This is a genomic window from Mariniflexile jejuense (assembly GCF_042675665.1).
Classification (GTDB): Bacteria; Bacteroidota; Bacteroidia; order Flavobacteriales; family Flavobacteriaceae; genus Mariniflexile; species Mariniflexile jejuense.
In genome coordinates this window covers 235,868-258,153 of the sequence record NZ_JBHTJI010000001.1, presented here as the reverse complement: position 1 = coordinate 258,153, position 22,286 = coordinate 235,868, and the positions used below count along the sequence as shown (strand labels likewise).

Sequence of the window (22,286 nt, the reverse complement as noted above, 5' to 3'; positions counted from 1 at the left end):
TACTAATATTTAGCTATTATTGCAGTTTTCGGCGTTGTTTCTCTTTGGTTAAAAGTGCCAATTCCCTACCCGTTTGTCCTGCAACCGATGTGTTTTCTTCGGCACGTCTAATTAAATAAGGCATCACATCTTTCACAGGTCCAAAAGGCATATACTTGGCAACATTATAACCTTCAGCAGCTAAATTAAAACTAATATGGTCGCTCATACCATACAATTGTCCAAACCAAACCCGCGTATCGTTATTTTTTATTCCTTTTTCATGCATTAAATCCATAAGTAAATACGAACTTGCTTCATTGTGCGTACCAGCAAACAACGAAATACAATCTAAGTGATCTAATATATAATGCAAACCTGCGTCAAAATTGGCATCGGTTGCTGCTTTTGAAGCGCAAATGGGCGTTTTATAGCCTTTTGCTTCTGCCCGATCATGTTCTTTTTCCATATAAGCACCACGCACCAATTTATAGCCAATAAAATAACCACCTTCTTTAGCTTTTAAGTGCTCGCTTTTTAAAAAGGTCATTCTATCATGTCGGTACATTTGTAGTGTGTTAAAAACAATCGGTTTTTCGGTGTTGTAGGTTTTCATCATTAGCGTAACCAAATCATCAGCAGCTGTTTGCATCCAACTTTCTTCAGCATCTATTAAAACAGCAATATCATGCTCCTTGGCACGTTTACAAACTGTATCAAAGCGTTTTATAACCTTATCCCAAGCCGCTTGTTCTTTTGTGCTAAGGGTTTCGCCATTACCTATTTTTTCGTATAGTGCAATACTACCAAACCCAGTTGGTTTAAACACAGCAATAGAAATAGCGTCAATGTTTTTAGCAAAGTCTATAATTTTTAAAATGGTGTTCATGGCAGCATCAAAATCATGTTCACTTTCTTTACCTTCCACGGAAAAATCGAGTACAGAACTAACACCTTTTTGATACATCTTTTCAATTACGGGTAAGCAATCGGCTTCATTAACACCGCCACAAAAATGATCAAAAACGGTAGAACGTATTAAACCTTCAATAGGTAAATGCGCCTTTAAAGCAAAATTGGTTGCTGCAGTACCTATTCGCACCAAAGGTTCAATAGAAATCATTTTAAAAAGAAAATAAGCACGCTCCAACTCAGAGTCACTTTTAAGGGCAAATGCTGTTTTTGTGTTATCGAATAGACGCTCAGTAGGCATAAAAAAACAAATTTTGTAAAAAGATAATGCCAGCTAAGTTACCATTTTATGTAAAATCTCCTTAATTTCACAGCCTAAAAAAAAGTTAAATATTTCATGGATTCTATTGTAGCAAATAACTGTACTATTCATTTTAATAACACATGTTATACATCTGTAAACAAGCATATTAAAGAGCGAAATTTTTCTAAAATATTTATTTTGGTAGATGAAAATACGCACCAATTTTGTTTGCCATCATTTATCGAGAAGTTAGAAACTGATAGCGTTATTGAAATTATTGAAATAGAATCTGGCGAAATTAATAAAACCATAGACACTTGTGTTGGGGTTTGGAATACGCTTTCTGAATTAAATGCCGATAGAAAAAGCTTGCTTATTAATATTGGTGGTGGCGTTATTACAGATTTAGGTGGTTTTGTAGCATGCACTTTTAAACGTGGCATTGCTTACGTTAATGTACCTACTACCCTATTATCTATGGTTGATGCTTCGGTTGGAGGAAAAACAGGTGTCGATTTAGGACATTTAAAAAACCAAATAGGTGTTATCAGCAATCCTGATTTAGTGCTTATTGATACACAATTTTTAAATACCTTACCACAAAACCAAATGCGTTCTGGCTTAGCCGAAATGCTAAAACACGGTTTAATTAGTAATGAAGGGTATTGGAATAAATTTCAAAATCTAGAGAAGCTTACCTTAAATGATTTGGATACCTTAATTCATGAATCGGTTATGATAAAAAAGCACGTAGTAACCGTTGATCCTTTTGAAAACGAACTACGTAAAACCTTAAACTTTGGGCATACACTTGGGCATGCTATTGAGTCCTATTTTTTAAGCAATACAAATAAAAACACCTTATTGCATGGTGAAGCTATTGTTGTAGGTATGATTTTAGCTTGCTACATTTCAACAGAATTGGTTGGCTTTCCTAAACAATTAACAGCTGATATTAAGCGTTTATTTATAGATTATTACGGTAAAGTAACGATTGATGAAAGTGAATATGCACCTATTATGGACTTGCTTAAATACGATAAGAAAAACAATCATGGTAATATAAACTTTGTGTTATTAGAAGCTATAGGCAAACCAAAAATAGATTGTTTGGTTGATGATGCTATTATAATAAACGCATTCAAGTATTATGCCTCATAACCCCATAGCCCTTAACTACCTAAAATGCTACAAATATTCACTAAAAAGTCATTTTTAAAAGATTTATTAGAAGGCTTTGTTGATATACATAACCACATACTTCCAGGTATTGATGATGGGGCAAAAACCATTAAAGAATCCTTATTACTTATAAAAGGCTTGAAAGAACTTGGTGTAAGGCAATTTATTCCTACACCTCATGTTATGCAAGATTTTTACCCTAATACCGATGAAAGTATAGGCGATGCCTACCAATTACTATTAGAAAACATACCCAAAGCGGTACAAGCAGCCATTACAATAAACCCTGCGGCAGAATACATGCTGGATAATAATTTTGAAAAGCTTTTGGATGATGGGCATCTATTTACCCTCAAAGGAAATTATTTGCTTATTGAAATGTCGTATTTTCAACCGCCTATCAATTTAGAAATACTTATTTTCAAAATAAAAACCAAAGGATACAAACCTGTTTTAGCACATCCAGAACGCTATGCGTTTTACCATAATAATTTAGAATACTATCATAAGTTAAAGGCCTTAGGATGTTTTTTTCAACTTAATTTATTATCAGTAAGTAATCACTATGGCCAAGGTGTTGAAACAACCGCAAACTATTTAATCGATAAAAATTTAATCGATTTTGTAGGGACAGATGTTCATAACCTGTCGCACATTGAAAAGTTATCAAATATCGTTTTAAATAAAAAGTTAGCAGAAAAAATGTCGCATGTAATTTCTAATACAAATACAACATTTTCAGTTATTTAAATATACGTTTAAAAAGCGATTTCTTTTCAGGCGTGCCATAATAGCCATACTTCGCACCATAACCAAAGTTTGATTGACTCACATCATTAACAACAAGCATCATTCCGTTAAGTTTTTTATCAGCATGCAATTCTTTAGCAAAATTTAATACCTGTTTTTCTGTATAATCAGCACGTGTTAGGTATATTGTGTGACCTGCATATTGGCTAATTAATAATGTATCTGTAACCAGCATAGCAGGTGCTGTATCTACAATTACCATATCGTATTGGTTTGATACATAATCAAAAAGGTCTTTAAGTCTACCACTCATTAACAATTCAGCAGGATTTGGCGGTACTTTTCCAGAAAGTAAAATATCTAACTTAATATCATTAACCGTATAACTGTTAATAGTTTCGCCAACCAAAATAGATTTGTCTACAATAAATTCAGTTAAACCAACGGTATCAACGGGTGTTTTAATGGCATGTTTTAAAACAGCTTCTATTTGAGGGTTTCTAATATCCGCACCTATTAATAAAACACGTTTGTTTGTATTTGCCATAGTTAACGCGGTATTCAAACTAAAAAACGATTTCCCTTCACCATTAATGGTTGATGTTACAAATACAACATTATCATAGGTTTCCACAGTCCTTCCTCGTCTAACATAATCAAAATTAGTTCTTACAATTCTAAAGGATTCCGATAAAATAGAACGATCATTCTTTTCAACCAATAATTTTTCAGTGCCTTTTAAACCTAATTTAATTCTTGGTATTTCGCCTAAAACAGTCATGTTTTTAATTTCCTTCTCTAAATCTTCTTTATTATGTATTTTGGTATCAAGCAAATCGCCTATATAAATAATTCCAAAAGGAATTAAAAAACCTAAAAACAAGGCACCTATATAATACATGCGTTTGTTTGGTGATACAGGACTTCCCGTACTGTAAGCTTGGTCAATAACTTTTGAACTTGGCGATGTTGCTGTTAGCGATATAGCGGCTTCTTCACGTTTTTGCAATAAATACAAATACAATTGTTCTTTTATTCCTTGTTTGCGTTCAATACCACGCAATTTACTTTCTTGTCCGGGTACAGAAAATATCTTAGAGTTCAATTTACTCGATTGGTTTTCTAAACTATTAATTTGAATACCAAGCGATTTTTTTGAGTTTTGAATACTTCTATTTAAGTTGTCTTTTATGCTTCGTAAACTTTGATCTATTTGTATTACTACCGAGTTTTTTTCACCTGCACTTTTTAATAAACGGTCTCGTTCGCTTATTAACTCGTTGTAGCGTGATGATAGGGTTACAATGGTTGGATCTCCCAACCCTAAATTTGATGGAATTGGTGTATATGAGTTTGCTTCACCCAATGCAGAATCCATGTAATTAAGTTGGCGTAATTGCATTCTTGATGTTTCCAACTCTTGCTCATTAGCCATGCTTGTGGTTAAAAATTGACCAGCTTCCGAGGCTACATCGGTAACTTTGTTGCCTGTTTTAAAACGTACAATGCTATCATCAACACCTAATAAATCTTTAGCTATTAATTCAACCCTATTATCAATAAATTTTGATGTATTTATAGATTTTATATTTTTTTGCTTTAAGGCTGCTTCGTTGTATTTAGCAATTAAAGTATTTACTATATCTTTTGCTTTTTGTACAATTGGGTCTTGTATGGAAATGGTTATAATTTTAGAACCTTTTACTTCTTGAAAAATAGTAACACGTCGCTTTAAAGATTCAGCAACAGAACTAATTGATGAAATTTGAGTTCTTGTATCTGTTCCTAAACTATTTTTAATATTGTTAGAACTTGGGGTTATTATCATACCTCCAAACGCAGTTGGTATTTTTTCTCCAAAAGCTATTGTTTTAGGTGTTTCTTCTTCATGCAACCAATATTCAAACGCTTTTTCTGAAATTATTCTAGTATGAAAAGTAAAATCTAATTGATTAATAATAGAATCAGATGCTATAAAATTTATAGTTAATGGTGAACTTCTATAAATTTCAGAATCATATATACGCCCTTTTGAGAAATGCTGAATATTTAACTGTAACTCTTTTGCAACACTTTGAAAAAAGTCTCTAGACATAATTACCTCAATTTCATCCTCTACTTTAGCGTCTTCTTTTTCAGCAAAAAAAGGTAAATCTTTAAATATAGCATCAGGACTTGAAGAATCGGTGTCACTTAACAACATAATTTTGGCTGTTGCTAAGTAAGATGGTGCAGTATAGCGAAGTTTTGTAAAAGCAAGTGCCAAACAAATCAAAACACTTAAAACAAACCAAAACCAACGCTTTAAATATATTGAAGCGGCTTTTTTTAAATTAAATGGATTTGAGGTATTAAGCTTAGATAAATTATTCGAATCTGTCATAATAAACTAATTTCTTGTAACAAAAATAAGTGCTGTAGTTAATATAAAGGAGGTAATACTTATTATAGTACCAATTCGCAAATCACCAGAAGCACCGCTAATGGATGAATTATTAGGCTCAACATAAATGTAATCGTTTTGTGTTAAGTAATATACTGGCGAATTAAAAACTTCCTTATTTGTTAAGTCAATACGGGTATAAGTTTTAGTGCCGTTAAAATCTCTAATTACTAAAATATTATCACGTCTTCCTTTTATTGTTAAGTCGCCTGCCATACCCAAGGCTTCTAATATAGATACACGTTCACCAGAAACAGGATACACACCAGGAGATTTAACTTCTCCAGCAACAGTTATTCTAAAGTTTAAAACCCGTATCATCACAACAGGGTCTTTTAATAATTGACCTTCAGAAAATTTCTTTTTAAATAGTTCTTTTGCTTCTTCAGTAGTTAAGCCAACCAATTTAACTTTACCCAGTACAGGATAATCTATATTGCCATCAACATCAATTAAATAATCAATTAATTGACCACCGCTGCCGCTTTGTATAATCAAATTATAAGGTTGGGTAACGGTTGGATCTAGTGTAGATACATAAATGCTAACAATATCTCCTATTTTTAACTTCGCTTTAAATGTATCCGTGTCTACTATGGTTTCAAAACTTTTGGCATTTTGAAAATATACAACATCATGCTTAGTGGCACACGATATTGAAAATAAAGCAGCAAAAAACAAGACAACGAACTTGTTGTTTATAAAAATTTTAATCATGGTAATAAATATTGGGGGAAAATACTAAAAAAAATGCTTACTTAAGCATTACCGTAAGTTTTGTCTGTTTTATCCGTTAAAATAGATTTTACTTTTTTATAGATTTGAACTTTTTTATCAAAACGCTCATAATCAGAATTATTAGATTTATACTCAGGAATTAGCTGTTTCATTTTCATAACAATATTATTATTTTGAAAACGATTTGTAATACACAACGCTTCAATATCCGATTTTACCGTAGCATAATCAAGCTCTCGTGTTTTACTTATTAATATTTTTTTATGATAGGTTGCTAAAGTATTTTCGCCATTAGCCAACAGTTCTTCATAAAGTTTCTCACCTGGGCGTAAACCTGTAATTTTAATATCAATATCTTCAGGAAAATTAAGACCTGATAATTTTATCATGTTTTTGGCTAAATCATAAATTTTAACCGATTCACCCATATCAAATATAAATATTTCGCCTCCTTTACCCATAGTACCAGCTTCTAAAACAAGTTGGGAAGCCTCAGGAATCGTCATAAAATACCTGGTAATATCTTTGTGAGTTAAGGTTAACGGACCACCATTTTCAATTTGCTTTTTAAATAAGGGAATTACAGAACCGTTAGAGCCTAAAACGTTACCAAAACGGGTAGTTATAAATTTTGTTTTACTTTCTTTTTGTAAACAACTAATATACATTTCTGCAATACGCTTAGTAGCACCCATAACACTTGTTGGGTTTACGGCCTTATCGGTAGATACGAAAACAAATTTTTTCACATTGTAACGCGATGCAGTATCTGCTAAAAGTTTTGTACCATTTACATTTATTTTAATCGATTCATAAGGCGATTGCTCCATTAAAGGCACGTGTTTATAGGCTGCTGCATGAAATACCATGGTTGGTTTATATTCTTGAAAAATAGCATCCATACGTAAGCCATCACGAATATCGGCAACGATAGCAGTAAATTTATATTTACCGTTTCTTATCAAGTCCTGCTGTACATCGTATAGTGGCGATTCAGCTTGATCAACAAGTATTAGTTGCTTAACATCAAAGTTTGAAAGTTGTTTAACCAACTCACTCCCTATAGAACCTGCAGCACCTGTAACGATAATCGTTTCTCCATTAAATTCATTTATTAAGTTCGGATTATCTATTTGTATAGGGGCGCGTCCAAGCAAATCTTCTATTTGTACTTGTTTTATTTGGCGCACATTTAGTTCACCATTAATCCACTTTTCAATTGGAGGCACTTTGGTTATTTTAACAGGTAAGTTTACCAAACTAATTAAATTATCTTTATTTATGTTTTCAGATGTAACTATAATTTCATCAATAGAATGAGTATCAATAAAATCTTGGTTAATTTTAGATTTATTTAAAATTGAAATTCCATTTATAAATTTACCGTTTTTACTGGTATTATCGTCTATAAAGCCAATTACATCAAATTTTTCTTTAACATTGCTTATTAGGGCATTATAGGTTACTATGCCAGAATCGCCAGCACCATAAATAAGCACACGTTTTGATACAATATATTTGCATTTTAAATGATTATATATCATTTTGAAAAGCAACCTACTTGAACTTAGTAATACAAAATTTAATAAGGCATGCATTACCAAAATTGATAATGGTATTGTAAATTCAGGAAACACATGAAGTTCTCTGTTAGCCAATACAACCAAAACGGTAAACATACCCATTAAAGAAACAGCCTTAAATAAGTTAACAACATCAGTAAACCCCGTATGTCTTATAACACTTTTAAAGGAGCCTATTATTAAAAAACTTGAAGCTGCAACTACCAGTATAAAAGGTAATTGAAATAAAAACTGCTGAATATCAAAATGTAATGTAAAATTAAATCTTATAAAGTAAGAAGCACAAAATGTTACCAAAACAATAGCTAAATCAATGGCTAAAACAAGCCATTTAGAAGCATATTTTTGTGAGAGATAGGTAAAGTAATTATTAATCATAAGTTGGGGGTTTTTAAAATATTATTTAGAATCCTATCTAAGTCGGTTGAACTTAAATTGGATCCACTTGGCAAACAAAGTCCTGTTTCAAAAAGAGCTTCCGATGTGCCATCGGTAAAATGCAAACAATCTTTAAAAATAGGTTGTGTATGCATTGGTTTCCATAAAGGTCTAGACTCTATGGCATCTTCCAACAGAATGTGTCTTATCTGTTCTCTTAATTCGAAAGATGTTGTTTTTATACAAGTAAGCCATCTGTTTGAAAAACATCCGTCAGGCTCTTCTAAAAATGAAATAGACGCATATTTTGATAAGTGTTCTTTGTAAAAATTAAAGTTTTTGCGTCGTAATGCAACATGTTTATCCAACACCTCCATTTGGCCACGTCCAATACCAGCCAATACATTGCTCATTCTATAATTAAAACCAATATGTGAATGTTCATAATGTACTGCTGCATCTCTAGCTTGGGTTGATAAAAAAACCGCTTTATCCTTTAATGTTTCGTTAGGCGTTATTAAAGCACCACCACCCGATGTTGTGATTATTTTATTACCGTTAAATGATAATATCCCTAAATCAGACAATGTGCCACAAGCTTTACCATGGTAAAAACTTCCAAAGGCTTCCGCACTGTCTTCAACAACAGGAATATCATATTTTTTTGCAATGGCATTTATTTCAGTTGCCTTATAAGGCATGCCATATAAATGAACGGCTATAATGGCTTTAGGTTTTTTATAACGCTCAATCCTGTCTAAAATAGCAATTTCTAATAATTCAGGAGACATGTTCCAAGTATCAACTTCACTATCAATAAAAACAGGGGTTGCTCCTTGATAGATGATGGGGTTTGCTGATGCCGAAAATGTAAAACTTTGGCATAACACTTCATCACCTTTAGAAACTCCTAATAATTGAAGTGCTAAATGAATGGCTGCTGTACCAGAACTTAAAACAGCTACGTGTGCATCATCGCCCAAGTATTGCTGTATATCATGTTCAAAACCATCAACATTAGGACCTAAAGGCGCAATCCAATTGGTTGCAAACGCTTCATCAACAAATTTTTGTTCAGAACCGCCCATGTGTGGTGATGATAAATATATTTTAGTTGTAGTTAACATTAACCCTTAATATATAAAGTTAGTAATGCCAAAAGGAAAAATTGGGCGCAATAAAACACCATCAGCTTAACGCTAATAACTTTTAAGTAGTCTGTTTTGTGATGATTCCCTCTAGTGAACATAAATAAAAATTTTAATTAATTAATAAGCTTATATAACTATTTGTAAATATTTTTAATGCTATTGATATACTATTAAATAGACAAAAAATTGAGAGTTTGAAATATTTTTTAAGTTATACAATTAAATTAATGCTGCTATTAATCAATTCAATTTTGTATTTATGGTGTAAATTTAGTAATTGTTTTCAATTCAAAAGCGTGGAATTTAGTTAATTCGCTAAAAGAGTAATAAAAATCGGTTAACGACATCACAATATTTACTTCTCGAAGAAACCAAGCAAATCATCGAGTTGTTACATTGAAATAAGTTTTTGAGTTTATTGTTTTAATTTATTTTTATTGTCCGTAACTTGTCATAATTAAAATTCACATGTCTGGTCTAGTGTCGTCGATACCTTCATAATGAATTCAATAACTAGTATTGCCACTCTACCTCGCTTGAAGTGACAATCATATTATAATTGATTATTGATAATCAAATATTTGTTTAAAAAGCAGCACATAACACCAAAAACCCAACATAGCCAATTGGAGTGATTTTCCAAAATATAATAAAACCCTATCAAAAACATTATCCGTTCGAGTAATTAAAACAACTTAACAACAAACAACTTAACAACAAACATCTAAACAAAAAACACAACCACCATTCACCCGATATTTTTACATTCGTTTGAATTCTACCTCGCTTGAAGTGACAATTATATATAATTGATTATCCGTTCGAGTAATTAAAACACCTTTACAACATACATCCAAACATAAAACAACAACGCCATTTACCCGATATTTTTGCATCCATTTGAATTTCGTCGGAAAAAACACAACCTTAATATAATTAGTTAACTAGTTACATATATTTTTCACATATTTGCGCTGCTATTAATTAAACCCAAATCAAAAAATGTATTACCAAGAATTAAGTCGTCTTAAAAATAAAACAGTACTTGTAACAGGTGGCGCAGGCTTTATTGGCTCCAATTTATGTGAAACACTTTTAGAAAATAATATCAAAGTTATCTGTCTAGATAATTTTTCTACAGGTAAAAAAGAAAATATTGCGCCGTTTTTAAAATTAGAAAATTTCACGTTAATTGAAGGTGATATTAGAAATTTAGAACACTGTAAAAAAGCATGTAATAAGGCAGATTATGTGTTACACCAAGCAGCTTTAGGCTCAGTGCCGCGTTCCATTAAAGACCCGATTACTACAAACGATGTAAATATATCTGGGTTTTTAAACATGTTGGTTGCGGCTAGAGATGCTGGGGTAAAACGCTTTGTGTATGCAGCAAGTTCATCAACTTATGGCGATCACGAGGCCTTACCAAAAGTAGAAGACGTGATAGGGAAACCTTTATCGCCTTATGCCATTACAAAGTATGTAAACGAATTGTATGCCGATATTTTTCATAAAACCTATCAGTTTGATACCATCGGGCTAAGATACTTTAATGTATTTGGCAAGCGCCAAGATCCAAATGGTGCCTATGCCGCAGTAATACCTAAATTTGTACAGCAATTTATCAATCATGAAGCACCTGTAATTAATGGCGATGGATCCTATTCAAGAGATTTCACATACATTGATAATGTAATACAAATGAATATTTTAGCCTTAACCACCACTAATAATCAGGCACTAAATACAGTGTATAATGTAGCATACGGCGAGCGCACAACATTGTTAGAACTAGCCACATTATTAAAAGAACAATTAGCTGCTTTTGATACCGCTATTAATACTATTCAAATTCAACACAAAGAAAACAGATTAGGCGACATTCCTCACTCATTAGCGTCAATAGATAAAGCCAAAACCTTACTAAGTTACAACCCTAAATATAACATAGAAAATGGTTTAAAAGAAGCCGTGAGTTGGTATTGGACGCATTTAAAGTGAAATAATACTATTAAAATATTATTTGAAATCTAAAAAAAAAATCAACTATTTCAAAACTACAACATCAAAAAAAACATAAGATAAAAAAACAAAATGAAAGATATTAAAATTGCTATTATTGGCTTAGGTTATGTAGGATTACCTTTAGCAAGATTGTTTGCAACAAAATATAATGTTGTAGGTTTTGATATTAACAAAAAAAGGATTGATGAGTTACAATCTGGTTTAGATGTAACTTTAGAAGTTGAAGAGTCTATCCTTAGGTCTGTATTAAAAAATAGTACAAATAATAGTATCGGATTATTTTGTTCTTCTAATTTAGACGACATAAAAGATTGTAATTATTATATCGTAACAGTTCCTACACCTATAGACAAAAACAACAGACCAGATTTAACCCCTTTATACAAATCAAGTGAAACAGTAGGTAAAGTTTTAAAACAAGGTGATATTGTTATTTATGAATCTACAGTCTATCCTGGTGTCACTGAAGATGAATGTGTGCCTGTTTTAGAAAAAATAAGTGGCTTAAAATTTAATACCCATTTCTTTGCAGGCTATTCACCAGAGCGCATTAATCCTGGTGATAAACTACATACAGTTGATAAAATATTAAAAGTAACAGCAGGTTCAACACCAGAAATAGGACAAAAAGTAAATGCATTATATGCCAGTGTTATTACAGCAGGCACACATCTTGCACCAACAATTAAAGTAGCCGAAGCGGCTAAAGTGATTGAAAATTCACAACGCGATATTAACATAGCCTTTGTAAATGAGTTGGCTAAAATTTTTAACCTAATGGATATCGATACTCATGCAGTGTTAGAAGCTGCTGGCACCAAATGGAACTTTTTACCCTTCAAACCAGGCTTAGTGGGCGGGCATTGTATTGGGGTAGACCCCTACTATTTAGCTCAAAAAGCCCAAGAAGTAGGGTATCATCCTGAAATTATATTAGCAGGTCGCCGTGTAAACGATGGTATGGGGCAATATGTAGCGTCACAGGTAATCAAACTCATGCTACAAAACGATATTAAAATAAATGGGGCTAACATATTGGTGTTAGGCATTACCTTCAAAGAAAATTGTCCCGATGTGCGTAATACCAAAGTGGTAGATGTCATCAAAGAGCTAAAAAGTTATAACACCAATCTTACCATTTTCGACCCTTGGGCAAACCCCGATGAAGTATTACACGAGTACAACCTTGAAACCAAAACCCAGTTACCCAACGCCTTATTCGATGCCATCATCTTAACGGTGGCACATCAAGAATTTTTAAATCTAAACCTAAAAAATCTATTAACACCTAAGGGCGTATTGTATGATGTAAAAGGCGTTTTACAGGAAACTGTTTCAGGTAGATTATAAAATGAAAAATTAAGACTTAAATAATCTATAAATATATCTCCTATTTTTAGTTAAACTTAAAAATAAAAAGATTATTATCGATTTAAATTAATACTTTGTTTTTGACAATTTTAAGAGTATGAAAAAAATATTTTTTATAGAAATTAAAAATAAAAAATAAAAAATAAAAAATAAAAAAATGACATTAAAAAAAAAAGGTTCTATCAGGAGTTTATTGGACATTTGTTCAAGAGTTCAGTTCTCAAATAACCTCTTTCGTAGTTTCAATAATTTTGGCTCGTTTACTTTTGCCTACTGAGTTTGGTTTAATTGCAATGATAGGAATTTTTATGGGTATTGGACATACCTTAATAGGCAGTGGCTTAAGTCAATCTTTAATTAGAACTGAAAACCCTGATAACGAAGATTATTCTACTGTCTTTTTTTTTAATTTAATTGGAAGCTTACTAATATATTTATTTTTTTACTTTTTAGCTCCTTTTATTGCTTCATTTTATAATCAAAATGTTTTAATACTAATTATTAGAGTATACTGCTTAACTTTCATCATAGATGCATTTTCATCAGTGCAGCTAGCCAGACTATTAAAAAAAATGGATTTTAAAACTCAATTAGTTGTAGGAATCCCTTCTTTAATAGTTGGAAGTATCACAGGTATTACATTGGCTTACTATGGGTTTGGGGTTTGGAGTTTGGTTTGGAATACTATTGCTGGAACAATAGTTGGTAATCTTCAATTGTGGTATTCTACTAAATGGAGGCCTTCATTTACCTTTAATTGGAATAAATTCAAGTATCATTTTAATTATGGATATAAACTTACGCTTTCAAGTTTGTTAGATATTATTTTTTTAAATGTCTATACAATTATAATTGGTCGTTACTTTCCCTTAGTTCAAGTAGGTTATTATAATAGAGCTGAATCACTTAAACAAATACCTGTAAATAACATTACAAACGTCATAAACAAAGTTGCATTTCCTATGTTTTCGAGCATACAAAATGATAATATTAGACTTAAAAATGTTTATAAGAAAATAATGCAGATGGTAATTTATGTTATATCACCTGTTTTAATTTTTATGGGTGTTTTGGCAGAACCATTATTTAGATTATTGCTAACGGATAAATGGCTTCCAGCTGTTCCATATTTCCAAATACTATGCTTTAATGGTTTACTGTACCCAATTCATTCTTATAATTTAAATATCTTAAAAATTAAAGGAAGGAGTGATCTTTACCTAAAGTTAGAAATAGTAAAGAAAATACTTATAATTTTAGTTGTTGGCATTACATTTCAATTTGGAATTTATGGTCTTTTATACGGCAGTGTTTTTTTATCTATAACTGCTTTTTTTATTAATACTCATTATTCTGGTAATTTATTAAATTATAATGTGTTAGAACAAATAAAGGATATAATGCCTACTATACTAGTGGCCTTGTCATGTGGTTTTTTAATTTTTATTTTTAATTATTATACAAAAATCATATTCTCTTCGGATTTAATGAGCTTAATTATAGGAAGTTTATTAGGCAGTGCATTGTTTATAGTAATTACTTATATACTTAAATTTGATTCATTAAAAGAAATAATTTTACTAATTAAAAAAAGATGAAATCACAAAAATTGAAGATTTTAATAGCATCAAATGGTATTTTCTCATCAATTCATGGTGGTTTGGAAAGAACTACAGTTAATTTGGTTAAATACCTTTCAGCACAACCTCTTATTGATTGCTATACTTTATTTAATAAATATGTTGATAATATAGACAATACTACAAAATATAGTTTTGTCATCGAGAACCACCATCGATTAAGAGAAATTATTTTAAAAAATAATATAGACATTGTTTTATTTCCAGGAGGTCCTTGGTATAGTATAATTGGAAAAAGAGCAGTAAAAGATACTAATTGCAAAATTATTTGTGCTTATCATTCAAAGCCTGGTCATGAAATTTTAGTACTTAGGAGAGGGATTTTAAAACAATTGGAAATTGAAAAAAGAATTTTAAAAAAAATATATTTATACATAATTATTATTTTTTTTCCATTTTATCGCTATCATAAAATTTTAACTTTTCGTAAAACGTTTCAGTTAGGATATAATTATTCAGATGCGTTTGTTTTGCTATCAAATAATTTTAAAAATGATTTTAAGAACTACTATAATCTCTCAAGTACAGAAAAAATTACAGCGATAGGAAATGCTCTTTCATTTAAATATTTTGCCTCTAAAGCCGACATTGAAAAGAAAAATAATACAATTTTAGTGGCTGCTAGGTTAGAAGAAGCTCATAAAAGAATAAGTTTAATAATCAAAATTTGGGAAACTTTAGTTGAAAAAAACGAAGATTGGAATTTATTAATAATTGGAGATGGTCCAGACAAAAACTATTATGAAAGACTAATTCAAAAACGAAATTTAAAAAGGATTGAATTATTAGGAATACAAGACCCTTTACCTTTTTATAAAGATGCATCCATTTTTTTAATGACTTCGGCTATGGAAGGATGGGGTATGACTTTGACAGAATCTCTTCAAACTGGCTGTGTCGCGGTTTCTATGGATACATTTGCATCTTTACATGAAATAATAAAAAATGGAGAAAATGGATTCATAATTAATGATATGGATTTGGGTATGTTTTCACAAAAAGTGCAATATTTAATTGATAACAAAAAAAATCGTCAAGAATTGGCTCTAAATGCTGTAAAAAGTAGTTATCAATTTCAAATGGAAACGGTTGGAAAAAAATGGATTAATCTATTTTTTAATATAGTTAAAAATTAAGATGAAAAAAATTAGATATTACTTGTGGCGTGTTTTAGGCTTTGATTATCAGATGCTTTTAGACAAAACGGATTATGTTTTAATTAAAAATGACAAATTCACTCAAAGAGGTTTAAGAACTTATGATAACGGTGCTTTAGTGTGGAGATGGTCTAATGCACCATTAATTTTAGGAAAATATTGTAGCATAGCCAATGATGTTAGATTCATAGTAGACGAAGGATATCATAATAGCTCTAAAGTTACTAATTTTCCATTAATTGACAATCTATTCAAAAATGAGAAAATCCTTCCTAATGGACGACTAAAAAAGGAGGTTTTAGAAGAAATAAAGCAGAAAAAAGGAATTACTATTGGCAATGATGTATGGATTGGAATGAGTGCAATCATTATGCCTGGTGTAATAATTGGGAATGGTGTAACAATTGGTGCAAATGCAGTAGTAACCAAAGATATTCCAGATTATTCAATTGCTGTCGGTTGTCCCTCTAAAATCATAAAAATTAAGCACTCAGAAGAAGTTATTAATAAATTAAACAAAATTGCATGGTGGGACTGGGATTTAGAAATTATTCAATCTCGAATTGATGACTTTAATTTATCAGCAGAGAGCTTTGCTAACAAGTATTATATAAAATAAATCTAGAAATAGTGAAAAATGTTGTTTTTGTAATAGAATCTCTTCAATGCGGTGGTGCAGAAAAAAGTTTAACTACTTTACTTCAAAATATTAATTTAACTAATTTAAACGTTGATTTAATTTTATTTAACAAAGGTGGTGAATTTGAAAAATTTGTACCTAAAAGCATCAATGTACATTATAAAAAATATTTTAAGTCTTCCAATAAAATAAACAAATTTAAAAAAAGAGTTTTCTTTTTTATAGCAAGTAAACTTTTAAAAAATAAAAACTATCACCCAGCACAAATTTTTTGGAAAATATATGAATCTTTAATAAATGAAGATAATAAAAAGTATGATATCGCAATAGCTTATAATCAAGGTTTTGCAACCTATTATGTAGCGAAAAAAATAAAATCAAATATAAAATATGCTTGGTTAAATACTGATTATAAAAAAGCAGGCTACAACATAGGTTTTGATTATAATTTATATAATAACTTTAATGAAATTATATGTGTATCTTCAGAATGTGAAATATCATTTTTAGGCGAAGTACAAAAAACAAACAAAAACTTAAAAACATCAGTGATAAAAGATATTTCCGATGAAAAATTAATTGCAATTATGAGTTTGGAAAATGATGGTTTAAATTTTGTTGATAGTAAAAATCACATTAAATTACTTACCGTTGGTCGTTTAGCTAAAGCCAAAGGTTATGATTTAGCTATTGGTGCATGTAAAATATTAGTTGATAGTGGCAAAAAAATAAAATGGTTTGTAATTGGTGATGGACCAGAAAAAAATAACATTAATGATTTAATAAAAGCTAATAATTTACAAGACAATTTTATTCTTTTAGGTTATAATGAAAATCCATATCCCTTCATCAAAACTTGTGATGTTTATGTACAAACTTCTTTGTTTGAAGGATTAGGTCTCACTGTTATTGAAGCAGCAATACTAAAAAAACCGATAGTTACCACTAATTTTCCAACTGCACACACCATAATTAAAAATCTAGAAACTGGTTTAATATGTGAAATGAATTCCAAAGCTATCGCTAAAGACATTACTCGTTTATTAGAAAATAGTGAACTTAGAAATAGTTTTGTTAATAATTTAAATAAAAAGCCAAACACAAGTAAAGCAGATTCACTTAATAAAATAAAATTATTACTTAACAAATCTATAGATGAAAATTAAAACAATAACATGCCATGAAGTTTACAATTATGGGGCAAGTTTACAAGAATTTGCACTTTTAAAGCATTTAAAAGCTTTAGGGCATGATGTGGAAGCAATTAACTACAGACCTCATTACGATAGCAATCATTTCAATTTGTTTCGTGTTTCTAATGAGGTTTTTAACAAAAATATTCTTTTAAAGTATATTTATATTTTATTAAAACTGCCTTCAAGATTAATTCATTTAAAGAGAAAGCGGGAGTTTGATAAATTTTCTAAGAAATTTATTAAAAGTACTAACACTCAGTATAAATGTAATCAACAACTTACAAACAACTTGCCAAATGCAGATGTCTATATTTGTGGAAGTGACCAAATTTGGAATTCATTTTTTGAAAATGGAAAAGACCCTGCTTATTATCTTGATTTTGTACCTTCAGACAAATTGAAAATCTCTTATGCTGCTAGTTTCGCCATTGATAAATTGGAAGAGAACATTAAGGAATTCGTCAAAGAAAAAGTTAAACGCATTAACTTCATTTCGGTTAGAGAATCTTCTGGAAAAAATATTCTAGAAAACTTAGGAATAAAAAATGTAACTCAAGTTTTAGACCCAGTTTTTTTGATAGAATCAAGTAAATGGGAAGAGCTTATTACAATTCCAAAAGAATCGGACAAATACATTTTTATATATGATTTTGATTCGAATCCACTAATAAAAAATATGGCATTAAAATATAAAAAAGATTATGGTTGGAAAATTATTACTGTTAATCAAAATATAAAATATGCCGATAGAAATTATTTCCTAGAAGGTCCAATTAAGTTTTTATCCTTAGTAAAAAATGCCGAATTTGTGATATCAAATTCATTTCATGCGGTTGCATTTTCAATAATTTTCAAAAAAGATTTTGTTGTTTTTAATAGACATGATAAAATTAATACAAGAATGAGAGATTTATTAGATTCTATCAATCAAAAGCATTTACTTATTACAGACTCTGAAAGCCTAAAAAATCATAATTTAAATAGTATAAACTATAGCATTGTAGAAAGTGAATTAAACAAGTTAATAAATGTATCATATAAATTTTTAGATAGTGCGTTAAAAGTTTAAATAATACCTAAATAGTTTAGATTCAAACATGCAAAATATCACATTTATTACGGGCTCAAACAATATTCATTTATACTATTGGAAATGTATAGAACAAATTCTAATGGAATTACCTCATGTACAAATTACTATATATAGCAATGAAAAATACCAATATAATGAAGTGTTTACTTTTAATAAATGGATTGATTATTTAGATAGCAAGTTTTCAAATTTTAAATTAAACCCCTTACAAAAAGTAGATATTCAACAAAAAACAAACGAGTATCAACAAATCAAAATTAAAACGCATTTTAAGGACTTAAACCAAAGTGATTGGATTGTTTTTGAGAAACCTTGGCTTGATGTATCGGCTTTTAGTAAATATACAAAAAATGGCTTTTTAGCTTTAAACATACATTATCTCGAAAATATCAAAGCTGTTTTAAATAATATTCCAAGTGTATTTAGTGTACTATATCGCACCTCCACGTCGCAAAATTGGAATAATATAGAAACTGTACAATTTAATACCGAAATAGGTATTAAAAACAATACGCATAAAATAACATTTAATGCTGCTATATATGTATTGAAATTTTTAAAAAATCAAGAAAATATAAAAAGAGATGCTTCAGAAAAACTACAAAACTTTGCATCAAAATATCACATCAATTTAAGTTTAAAACTTAAAATAATCTTCTATTACTTGGGCTTATGCTTTAAAATTCTATGTAGAAAATTAAGCAGTCAACAATTAAACTGGAAGTTAGCAATTAAAAAAAATGACATTGTTACTTTCATAAAACAACCAATAAAGTCATTTTGGGCAGACCCATTTATAATAAACGACCCCAATGGTAATACCGTAATTTATTTTGAAGAGTTAAAAAAAGATGGGTTGGGTAAAATTTCATGTATCGTATTAAACGAAAATTTAGAAATCACACAAAAAGAAGATATTTTAAATACAACGTATCACTTATCATTCCCAAACGTGTTTAGTGTTGATAAACAATACTATATGATACCTGAAAGCAGTCAAAATAACACACTACAATTATATAAATGTACAAAGTTTCCTTTTCAATGGGAATTCCAACATCATGTCATGGAACATATAAAATTATTGGATGCTGTTTGGATTTATCACAATAATCTATATTGGATTTTTGCGAATAAAATAGAAGATTTTGAATACGATAATAATGAAAAATTATATGCCTATTACGCAAATGATTTATTTTCTACCAATTGGCAGCCTCATAGTAAAAACCCAATAGTAACAGATGCTAGTTTAGCAAGAAACGCGGGTAATTTTTTATTTGAAAATAACCAACTATATCGGGTTTCTCAAAATTGCAAAAATGGCTATGGTAAAAATTTGGTGTTTAACGAGGTTAAATTATTAAGTACTACCGAGTATGTTGAAGTAAAAGTAAATGAGCATATGCCTCCTAACAAATTTGTAGGCATGCATACTCTAAATAAAAATAATAACCTAGAGGTGTTTGATGTTTTAACCTTAGAATAGCTTGTAACAACCTTAAATAATGAAACATAAAATAAAACTGCTATATATTACCAATCAAATTTGTGGTTCAGGAGGTTTGGAGCGGGTGTTATCCATAAAAGCAAGTTACCTAGCCGAAAAACTCAATTATGAGGTGCACATTGTAACACTAAATCAAGGAAATCTTCCTGTATTTTACGAATTTAGTAAGCTGTTAAAGTTTCATGATATCAAAGCAACAGGAAGTAAGTTTACCTATTTCATGGCATACACAAACGGATTAAAAAAGGCAGTACAAACTATAAAACCAGATATCATTTCAGTATGCGATGATGGTTTAAAAGGGCTATTCGTGCCAAGGTTTATAAATAAACCTTGCCCAATGGTTTATGAACGTCATGTGTCTAAAAACATCGAAATTAAATCCGATAAACAAACCTGGCTACAAAAATTAAAACTAAAAATAGTATTTACGCTCATGCATTTAGGGGCGCTCAGTTATAATAAATTTGTAGTTTTAACTAATGGTAATTTAAAAGAATGGCCATTACAAAATGTGATGGTCATTGCAAACCCACTATCCTTCTACCCTAGCAAAATATCAACCTTAAAAAATAAAAAAGTAATAGCAGTAGGTAAACATTGTTTTCAAAAAGGATACGATAGGTTATTACAAAGTTGGAAGCAGATTAATACGAAACACCCCGATTGGACACTTGAAATTTATGGTACAATCGACCCCAAAGAAGGCTTGTTGGAATTGGCTAAAAAACTTAATATTATCAATTCGGTATCGTTTTTTCCCCCCGAAAAAAATATTGGCGAAAAATATCAAGAGGCTTCTATATATACCATGGCATCGCGTTATGAAGGTTTCGGGATGGTATTAACGGAAGCAATGGCTTATGGTGTGCCTTGTGTATCATACGATTGTCCTTTTGGGCCGTCAGACATTATAAATCATGAAAATGATGGGTTTTTAGTACCAAATGGCGATGGTATTGAGTTTGCTAACAAAGTAATAAGCTTAATTGAAAATGAAAACTTACGCCAAACATTTGGTGCAAATGCCAGAGAGCTAGTAAAGCGTTATTTGCCTGAAAAAATAGTGCCACAATGGGACAATCTCTTTACGCAACTAATAAATATTGAAAGATGAAAGTCGTTTTTATTATAGATCAGGTGTATCTACATGGAGGCATAGAGCGTGTATTATCCATTAAAGCCAACTATCTATCTAACTTAAAAGAGTATGAGATTTTTATAGTAACCACCGAACAAAAATTTAAAAAGCCTTGTTATGAATTTAATTCTAATATCATATTTGAAGATATAGAAATAAATTATCATAGAAACAAATCGTATTTTCATCCTATAAACCTTCTCAAAATACCAAGGCATATTAAAAAAATCTCTAAAACACTTAATAATATCAAGCCAGATATAGTAGTTGTTTGCAGCCATAGTGCCGATACCTATTTCATGCCTTTTGTAGCAAAGCATATCTCTAAAATAAAAGAATTTCATTATTCGAAAGTCATTGAAATTGAAAAAAAGGAAAATCCTACTAGTATTTTTAAGCGGCTGTTCTTTAAATTCGCCGATTATGTTGAAACTAAATATAACACATTAATAGTGTTAAATCCTGATGAGGCTACCTATTATAATTCAAACAATACGCTTGTTATACCAAATCCTTTAACCTTTTTTCCTGAAACAACTTCGAAATTAGAAAATAACATTGTGATTTCGGCAGGTAGAATAGCACCTGTAAAAAGGTTTGATGTGCTCATTGATATTTGGGAATTGGTTCAAAAAAATAATAATACCTTACAGCTACATATTTATGGTGATGGTGAAAAGAACTATGTGCAGCAATTACAAAAAAAAATAATAGATAAAAATTTAACCGAAAGTATTTATTTAAAAGGAGCAACAGATAACATACAAGAAAAAATGTTAAATGCTGCACTTTTTGTAATGACATCAGATAATGAATGTTTTCCTTTAGTATTGTTAGAAGCGCAAGCTTGCGGTTTACCCATTGTATCATTTGATTGTCCTAATGGGCCTAGAAATATTATAAATAGTGATAATGGGGTATTAATACCAATGGGAAAAAATCAAGAATTTGCTGAAAGTATTACTAACATGTTGGAAAATCCACCAAAACTAAAAATGTTTGGAAGTAATGCACGCACCAATGCATCAAAATATCAAGTGGATAGTGTTATGAAACAATGGATTGCTATGTTTAATACTCTAAAAAAATAATA

Annotated in this window: 16 protein-coding genes and 1 pseudogene; 12 read left to right on the top strand and 5 right to left on the bottom strand. The window is 30.3% G+C overall.

Features of this window, described 5'->3' with window-relative positions; genetic code table 11:
* Positions 1–16 precede the first annotated feature (16 nt).
* Positions 17–1,192, bottom strand: coding sequence for a proline dehydrogenase family protein (locus ACFQ1R_RS01080; protein WP_379924241.1), 1,176 nt, complete (start codon positions 1,190–1,192; stop codon positions 17–19).
* A 96-nt stretch (positions 1,193–1,288) separates the two neighbouring features.
* Here ACFQ1R_RS01080 and aroB point away from each other — a divergent pair, with 96 nt between their 5' ends.
* Together aroB and ACFQ1R_RS01070 are read left to right on the top strand one after the other, a co-directional pair.
* Complete coding sequence (gene aroB / locus ACFQ1R_RS01075; protein WP_379924240.1) at positions 1,289–2,356, top strand: 3-dehydroquinate synthase; 1,068 nt, start codon at positions 1,289–1,291, stop codon at positions 2,354–2,356.
* Between the two features lie 24 nt (positions 2,357–2,380).
* A complete protein-coding gene (locus tag ACFQ1R_RS01070) occupies positions 2,381–3,127 on the top strand; it encodes a tyrosine-protein phosphatase (protein ID WP_379924239.1) in 747 nt (248 codons plus the stop codon).
* Here the strand turns inward: ACFQ1R_RS01070 and ACFQ1R_RS01065 are convergent.
* From ACFQ1R_RS01065 to ACFQ1R_RS01050, 4 genes are read right to left on the bottom strand one after another with little or no spacing between them, the layout of a single operon-like run.
* Complete coding sequence (locus ACFQ1R_RS01065; protein ID WP_379924238.1) at positions 3,120–5,510, bottom strand: GumC family protein; 2,391 nt, start codon at positions 5,508–5,510, stop codon at positions 3,120–3,122. The two genes, ACFQ1R_RS01070 and ACFQ1R_RS01065, sit on opposite strands and share 8 nt — an antisense overlap.
* 6 nt (positions 5,511–5,516) lie before the next feature.
* Positions 5,517–6,287 (bottom strand): polysaccharide biosynthesis/export family protein, encoded by a 771-nt coding sequence (locus ACFQ1R_RS01060; protein ID WP_379924237.1) that lies wholly within the window; start codon positions 6,285–6,287, stop codon positions 5,517–5,519.
* 41 nt (positions 6,288–6,328) lie between these two features.
* Positions 6,329–8,269 carry a polysaccharide biosynthesis protein gene (locus ACFQ1R_RS01055; protein ID WP_379924236.1) on the bottom strand — a complete coding sequence of 647 codons (1,941 nt, stop codon included), beginning with the start codon at positions 8,267–8,269 and terminating at the stop codon, positions 6,329–6,331.
* Complete coding sequence (locus ACFQ1R_RS01050) at positions 8,266–9,396, bottom strand: aminotransferase class I/II-fold pyridoxal phosphate-dependent enzyme (RefSeq protein ID WP_379924235.1); 1,131 nt, start codon at positions 9,394–9,396, stop codon at positions 8,266–8,268. Before ACFQ1R_RS01050 ends, ACFQ1R_RS01055 begins: the two co-directional genes overlap by 4 nt.
* 1,026 nt (positions 9,397–10,422) lie before the next feature.
* Between ACFQ1R_RS01050 and ACFQ1R_RS01045 the strand changes: the two genes are divergently transcribed.
* From ACFQ1R_RS01045 to ACFQ1R_RS01000, 10 genes and pseudogenes are all read left to right on the top strand, one after another.
* Positions 10,423–11,421, top strand: a complete 999-nt coding sequence (locus ACFQ1R_RS01045) for an SDR family oxidoreductase (RefSeq protein ID WP_379924234.1) — start codon at positions 10,423–10,425, stop codon at positions 11,419–11,421.
* Positions 11,422–11,514: 93 nt separating this feature from the next.
* Positions 11,515–12,795 carry a nucleotide sugar dehydrogenase gene (locus ACFQ1R_RS01040; protein ID WP_379924233.1) on the top strand — a complete coding sequence of 427 codons (1,281 nt, stop codon included), beginning with the start codon at positions 11,515–11,517 and terminating at the stop codon, positions 12,793–12,795.
* A gap of 212 nt (positions 12,796–13,007) precedes the next feature.
* Positions 13,008–14,414: pseudogene (locus ACFQ1R_RS01035) on the top strand (lipopolysaccharide biosynthesis protein); the annotation flags it as partial.
* The gene (locus ACFQ1R_RS01030; RefSeq protein ID WP_379924232.1) at positions 14,411–15,592 is read left to right on the top strand and encodes a glycosyltransferase; all 1,182 of its coding nucleotides are present in this window, start codon (positions 14,411–14,413) and stop codon (positions 15,590–15,592) included. The pseudogene ACFQ1R_RS01035 and the gene ACFQ1R_RS01030, both read left to right, overlap by 4 nt.
* Position 15,593: 1 nt before the next feature.
* The gene (locus ACFQ1R_RS01025; protein ID WP_379924231.1) at positions 15,594–16,232 is read left to right on the top strand and encodes a CatB-related O-acetyltransferase; all 639 of its coding nucleotides are present in this window, start codon (positions 15,594–15,596) and stop codon (positions 16,230–16,232) included.
* Between the two features lie 11 nt (positions 16,233–16,243).
* Positions 16,244–17,419: a glycosyltransferase gene (locus ACFQ1R_RS01020; RefSeq protein WP_379924229.1), complete on the top strand. Its 1,176-nt coding sequence runs from the start codon at positions 16,244–16,246 to the stop codon at positions 17,417–17,419.
* Positions 17,409–18,518, top strand: a complete 1,110-nt coding sequence (locus tag ACFQ1R_RS01015; RefSeq protein WP_379924228.1) for a polysaccharide pyruvyl transferase family protein — start codon at positions 17,409–17,411, stop codon at positions 18,516–18,518. Before ACFQ1R_RS01020 ends, ACFQ1R_RS01015 begins: the two co-directional genes overlap by 11 nt.
* Before the next feature lie 28 nt (positions 18,519–18,546).
* Complete coding sequence (locus ACFQ1R_RS01010; protein ID WP_379924227.1) at positions 18,547–20,031, top strand: glucosamine inositolphosphorylceramide transferase family protein; 1,485 nt, start codon at positions 18,547–18,549, stop codon at positions 20,029–20,031.
* A gap of 19 nt (positions 20,032–20,050) precedes the next feature.
* A complete protein-coding gene (locus ACFQ1R_RS01005) occupies positions 20,051–21,169 on the top strand; it encodes a glycosyltransferase family 4 protein (protein WP_379924226.1) in 1,119 nt (372 codons plus the stop codon).
* On the top strand, positions 21,166–22,284 hold the full coding sequence (locus tag ACFQ1R_RS01000; RefSeq protein WP_379924225.1) for a glycosyltransferase family 4 protein: 1,119 nt from the start codon (positions 21,166–21,168) through the stop codon (positions 22,282–22,284). Before ACFQ1R_RS01005 ends, ACFQ1R_RS01000 begins: the two co-directional genes overlap by 4 nt.
* The last annotated feature ends 2 nt before the right edge of the window (positions 22,285–22,286 follow it).

Bases quoted from the DNA above. Each gene is read 5' to 3' on its own strand.
- ACFQ1R_RS01080 (WP_379924241.1), bottom strand. From the start codon at position 1,192: ATGCCTACTGAGCGTCTATTCGATAACACAAAAACAGCATTTGCCCTT.
- aroB (WP_379924240.1), top strand. From the start codon at position 1,289: ATGGATTCTATTGTAGCAAATAACTGTACTATTCATTTTAATAACACA.
- ACFQ1R_RS01070 (WP_379924239.1), top strand. From the start codon at position 2,381: ATGCTACAAATATTCACTAAAAAGTCATTTTTAAAAGATTTATTAGAA.
- ACFQ1R_RS01065 (WP_379924238.1), bottom strand. From the start codon at position 5,510: ATGACAGATTCGAATAATTTATCTAAGCTTAATACCTCAAATCCATTT.
- ACFQ1R_RS01060 (WP_379924237.1), bottom strand. From the start codon at position 6,287: ATGATTAAAATTTTTATAAACAACAAGTTCGTTGTCTTGTTTTTTGCT.
- ACFQ1R_RS01055 (WP_379924236.1), bottom strand. From the start codon at position 8,269: ATGATTAATAATTACTTTACCTATCTCTCACAAAAATATGCTTCTAAA.
- ACFQ1R_RS01050 (WP_379924235.1), bottom strand. From the start codon at position 9,396: ATGTTAACTACAACTAAAATATATTTATCATCACCACACATGGGCGGT.
- ACFQ1R_RS01045 (WP_379924234.1), top strand. From the start codon at position 10,423: ATGTATTACCAAGAATTAAGTCGTCTTAAAAATAAAACAGTACTTGTA.
- ACFQ1R_RS01040 (WP_379924233.1), top strand. From the start codon at position 11,515: ATGAAAGATATTAAAATTGCTATTATTGGCTTAGGTTATGTAGGATTA.
- ACFQ1R_RS01030 (WP_379924232.1), top strand. From the start codon at position 14,411: ATGAAATCACAAAAATTGAAGATTTTAATAGCATCAAATGGTATTTTC.
- ACFQ1R_RS01025 (WP_379924231.1), top strand. From the start codon at position 15,594: ATGAAAAAAATTAGATATTACTTGTGGCGTGTTTTAGGCTTTGATTAT.
- ACFQ1R_RS01015 (WP_379924228.1), top strand. From the start codon at position 17,409: ATGAAAATTAAAACAATAACATGCCATGAAGTTTACAATTATGGGGCA.
- ACFQ1R_RS01010 (WP_379924227.1), top strand. From the start codon at position 18,547: ATGCAAAATATCACATTTATTACGGGCTCAAACAATATTCATTTATAC.
- ACFQ1R_RS01005 (WP_379924226.1), top strand. From the start codon at position 20,051: ATGAAACATAAAATAAAACTGCTATATATTACCAATCAAATTTGTGGT.
- ACFQ1R_RS01000 (WP_379924225.1), top strand. From the start codon at position 21,166: ATGAAAGTCGTTTTTATTATAGATCAGGTGTATCTACATGGAGGCATA.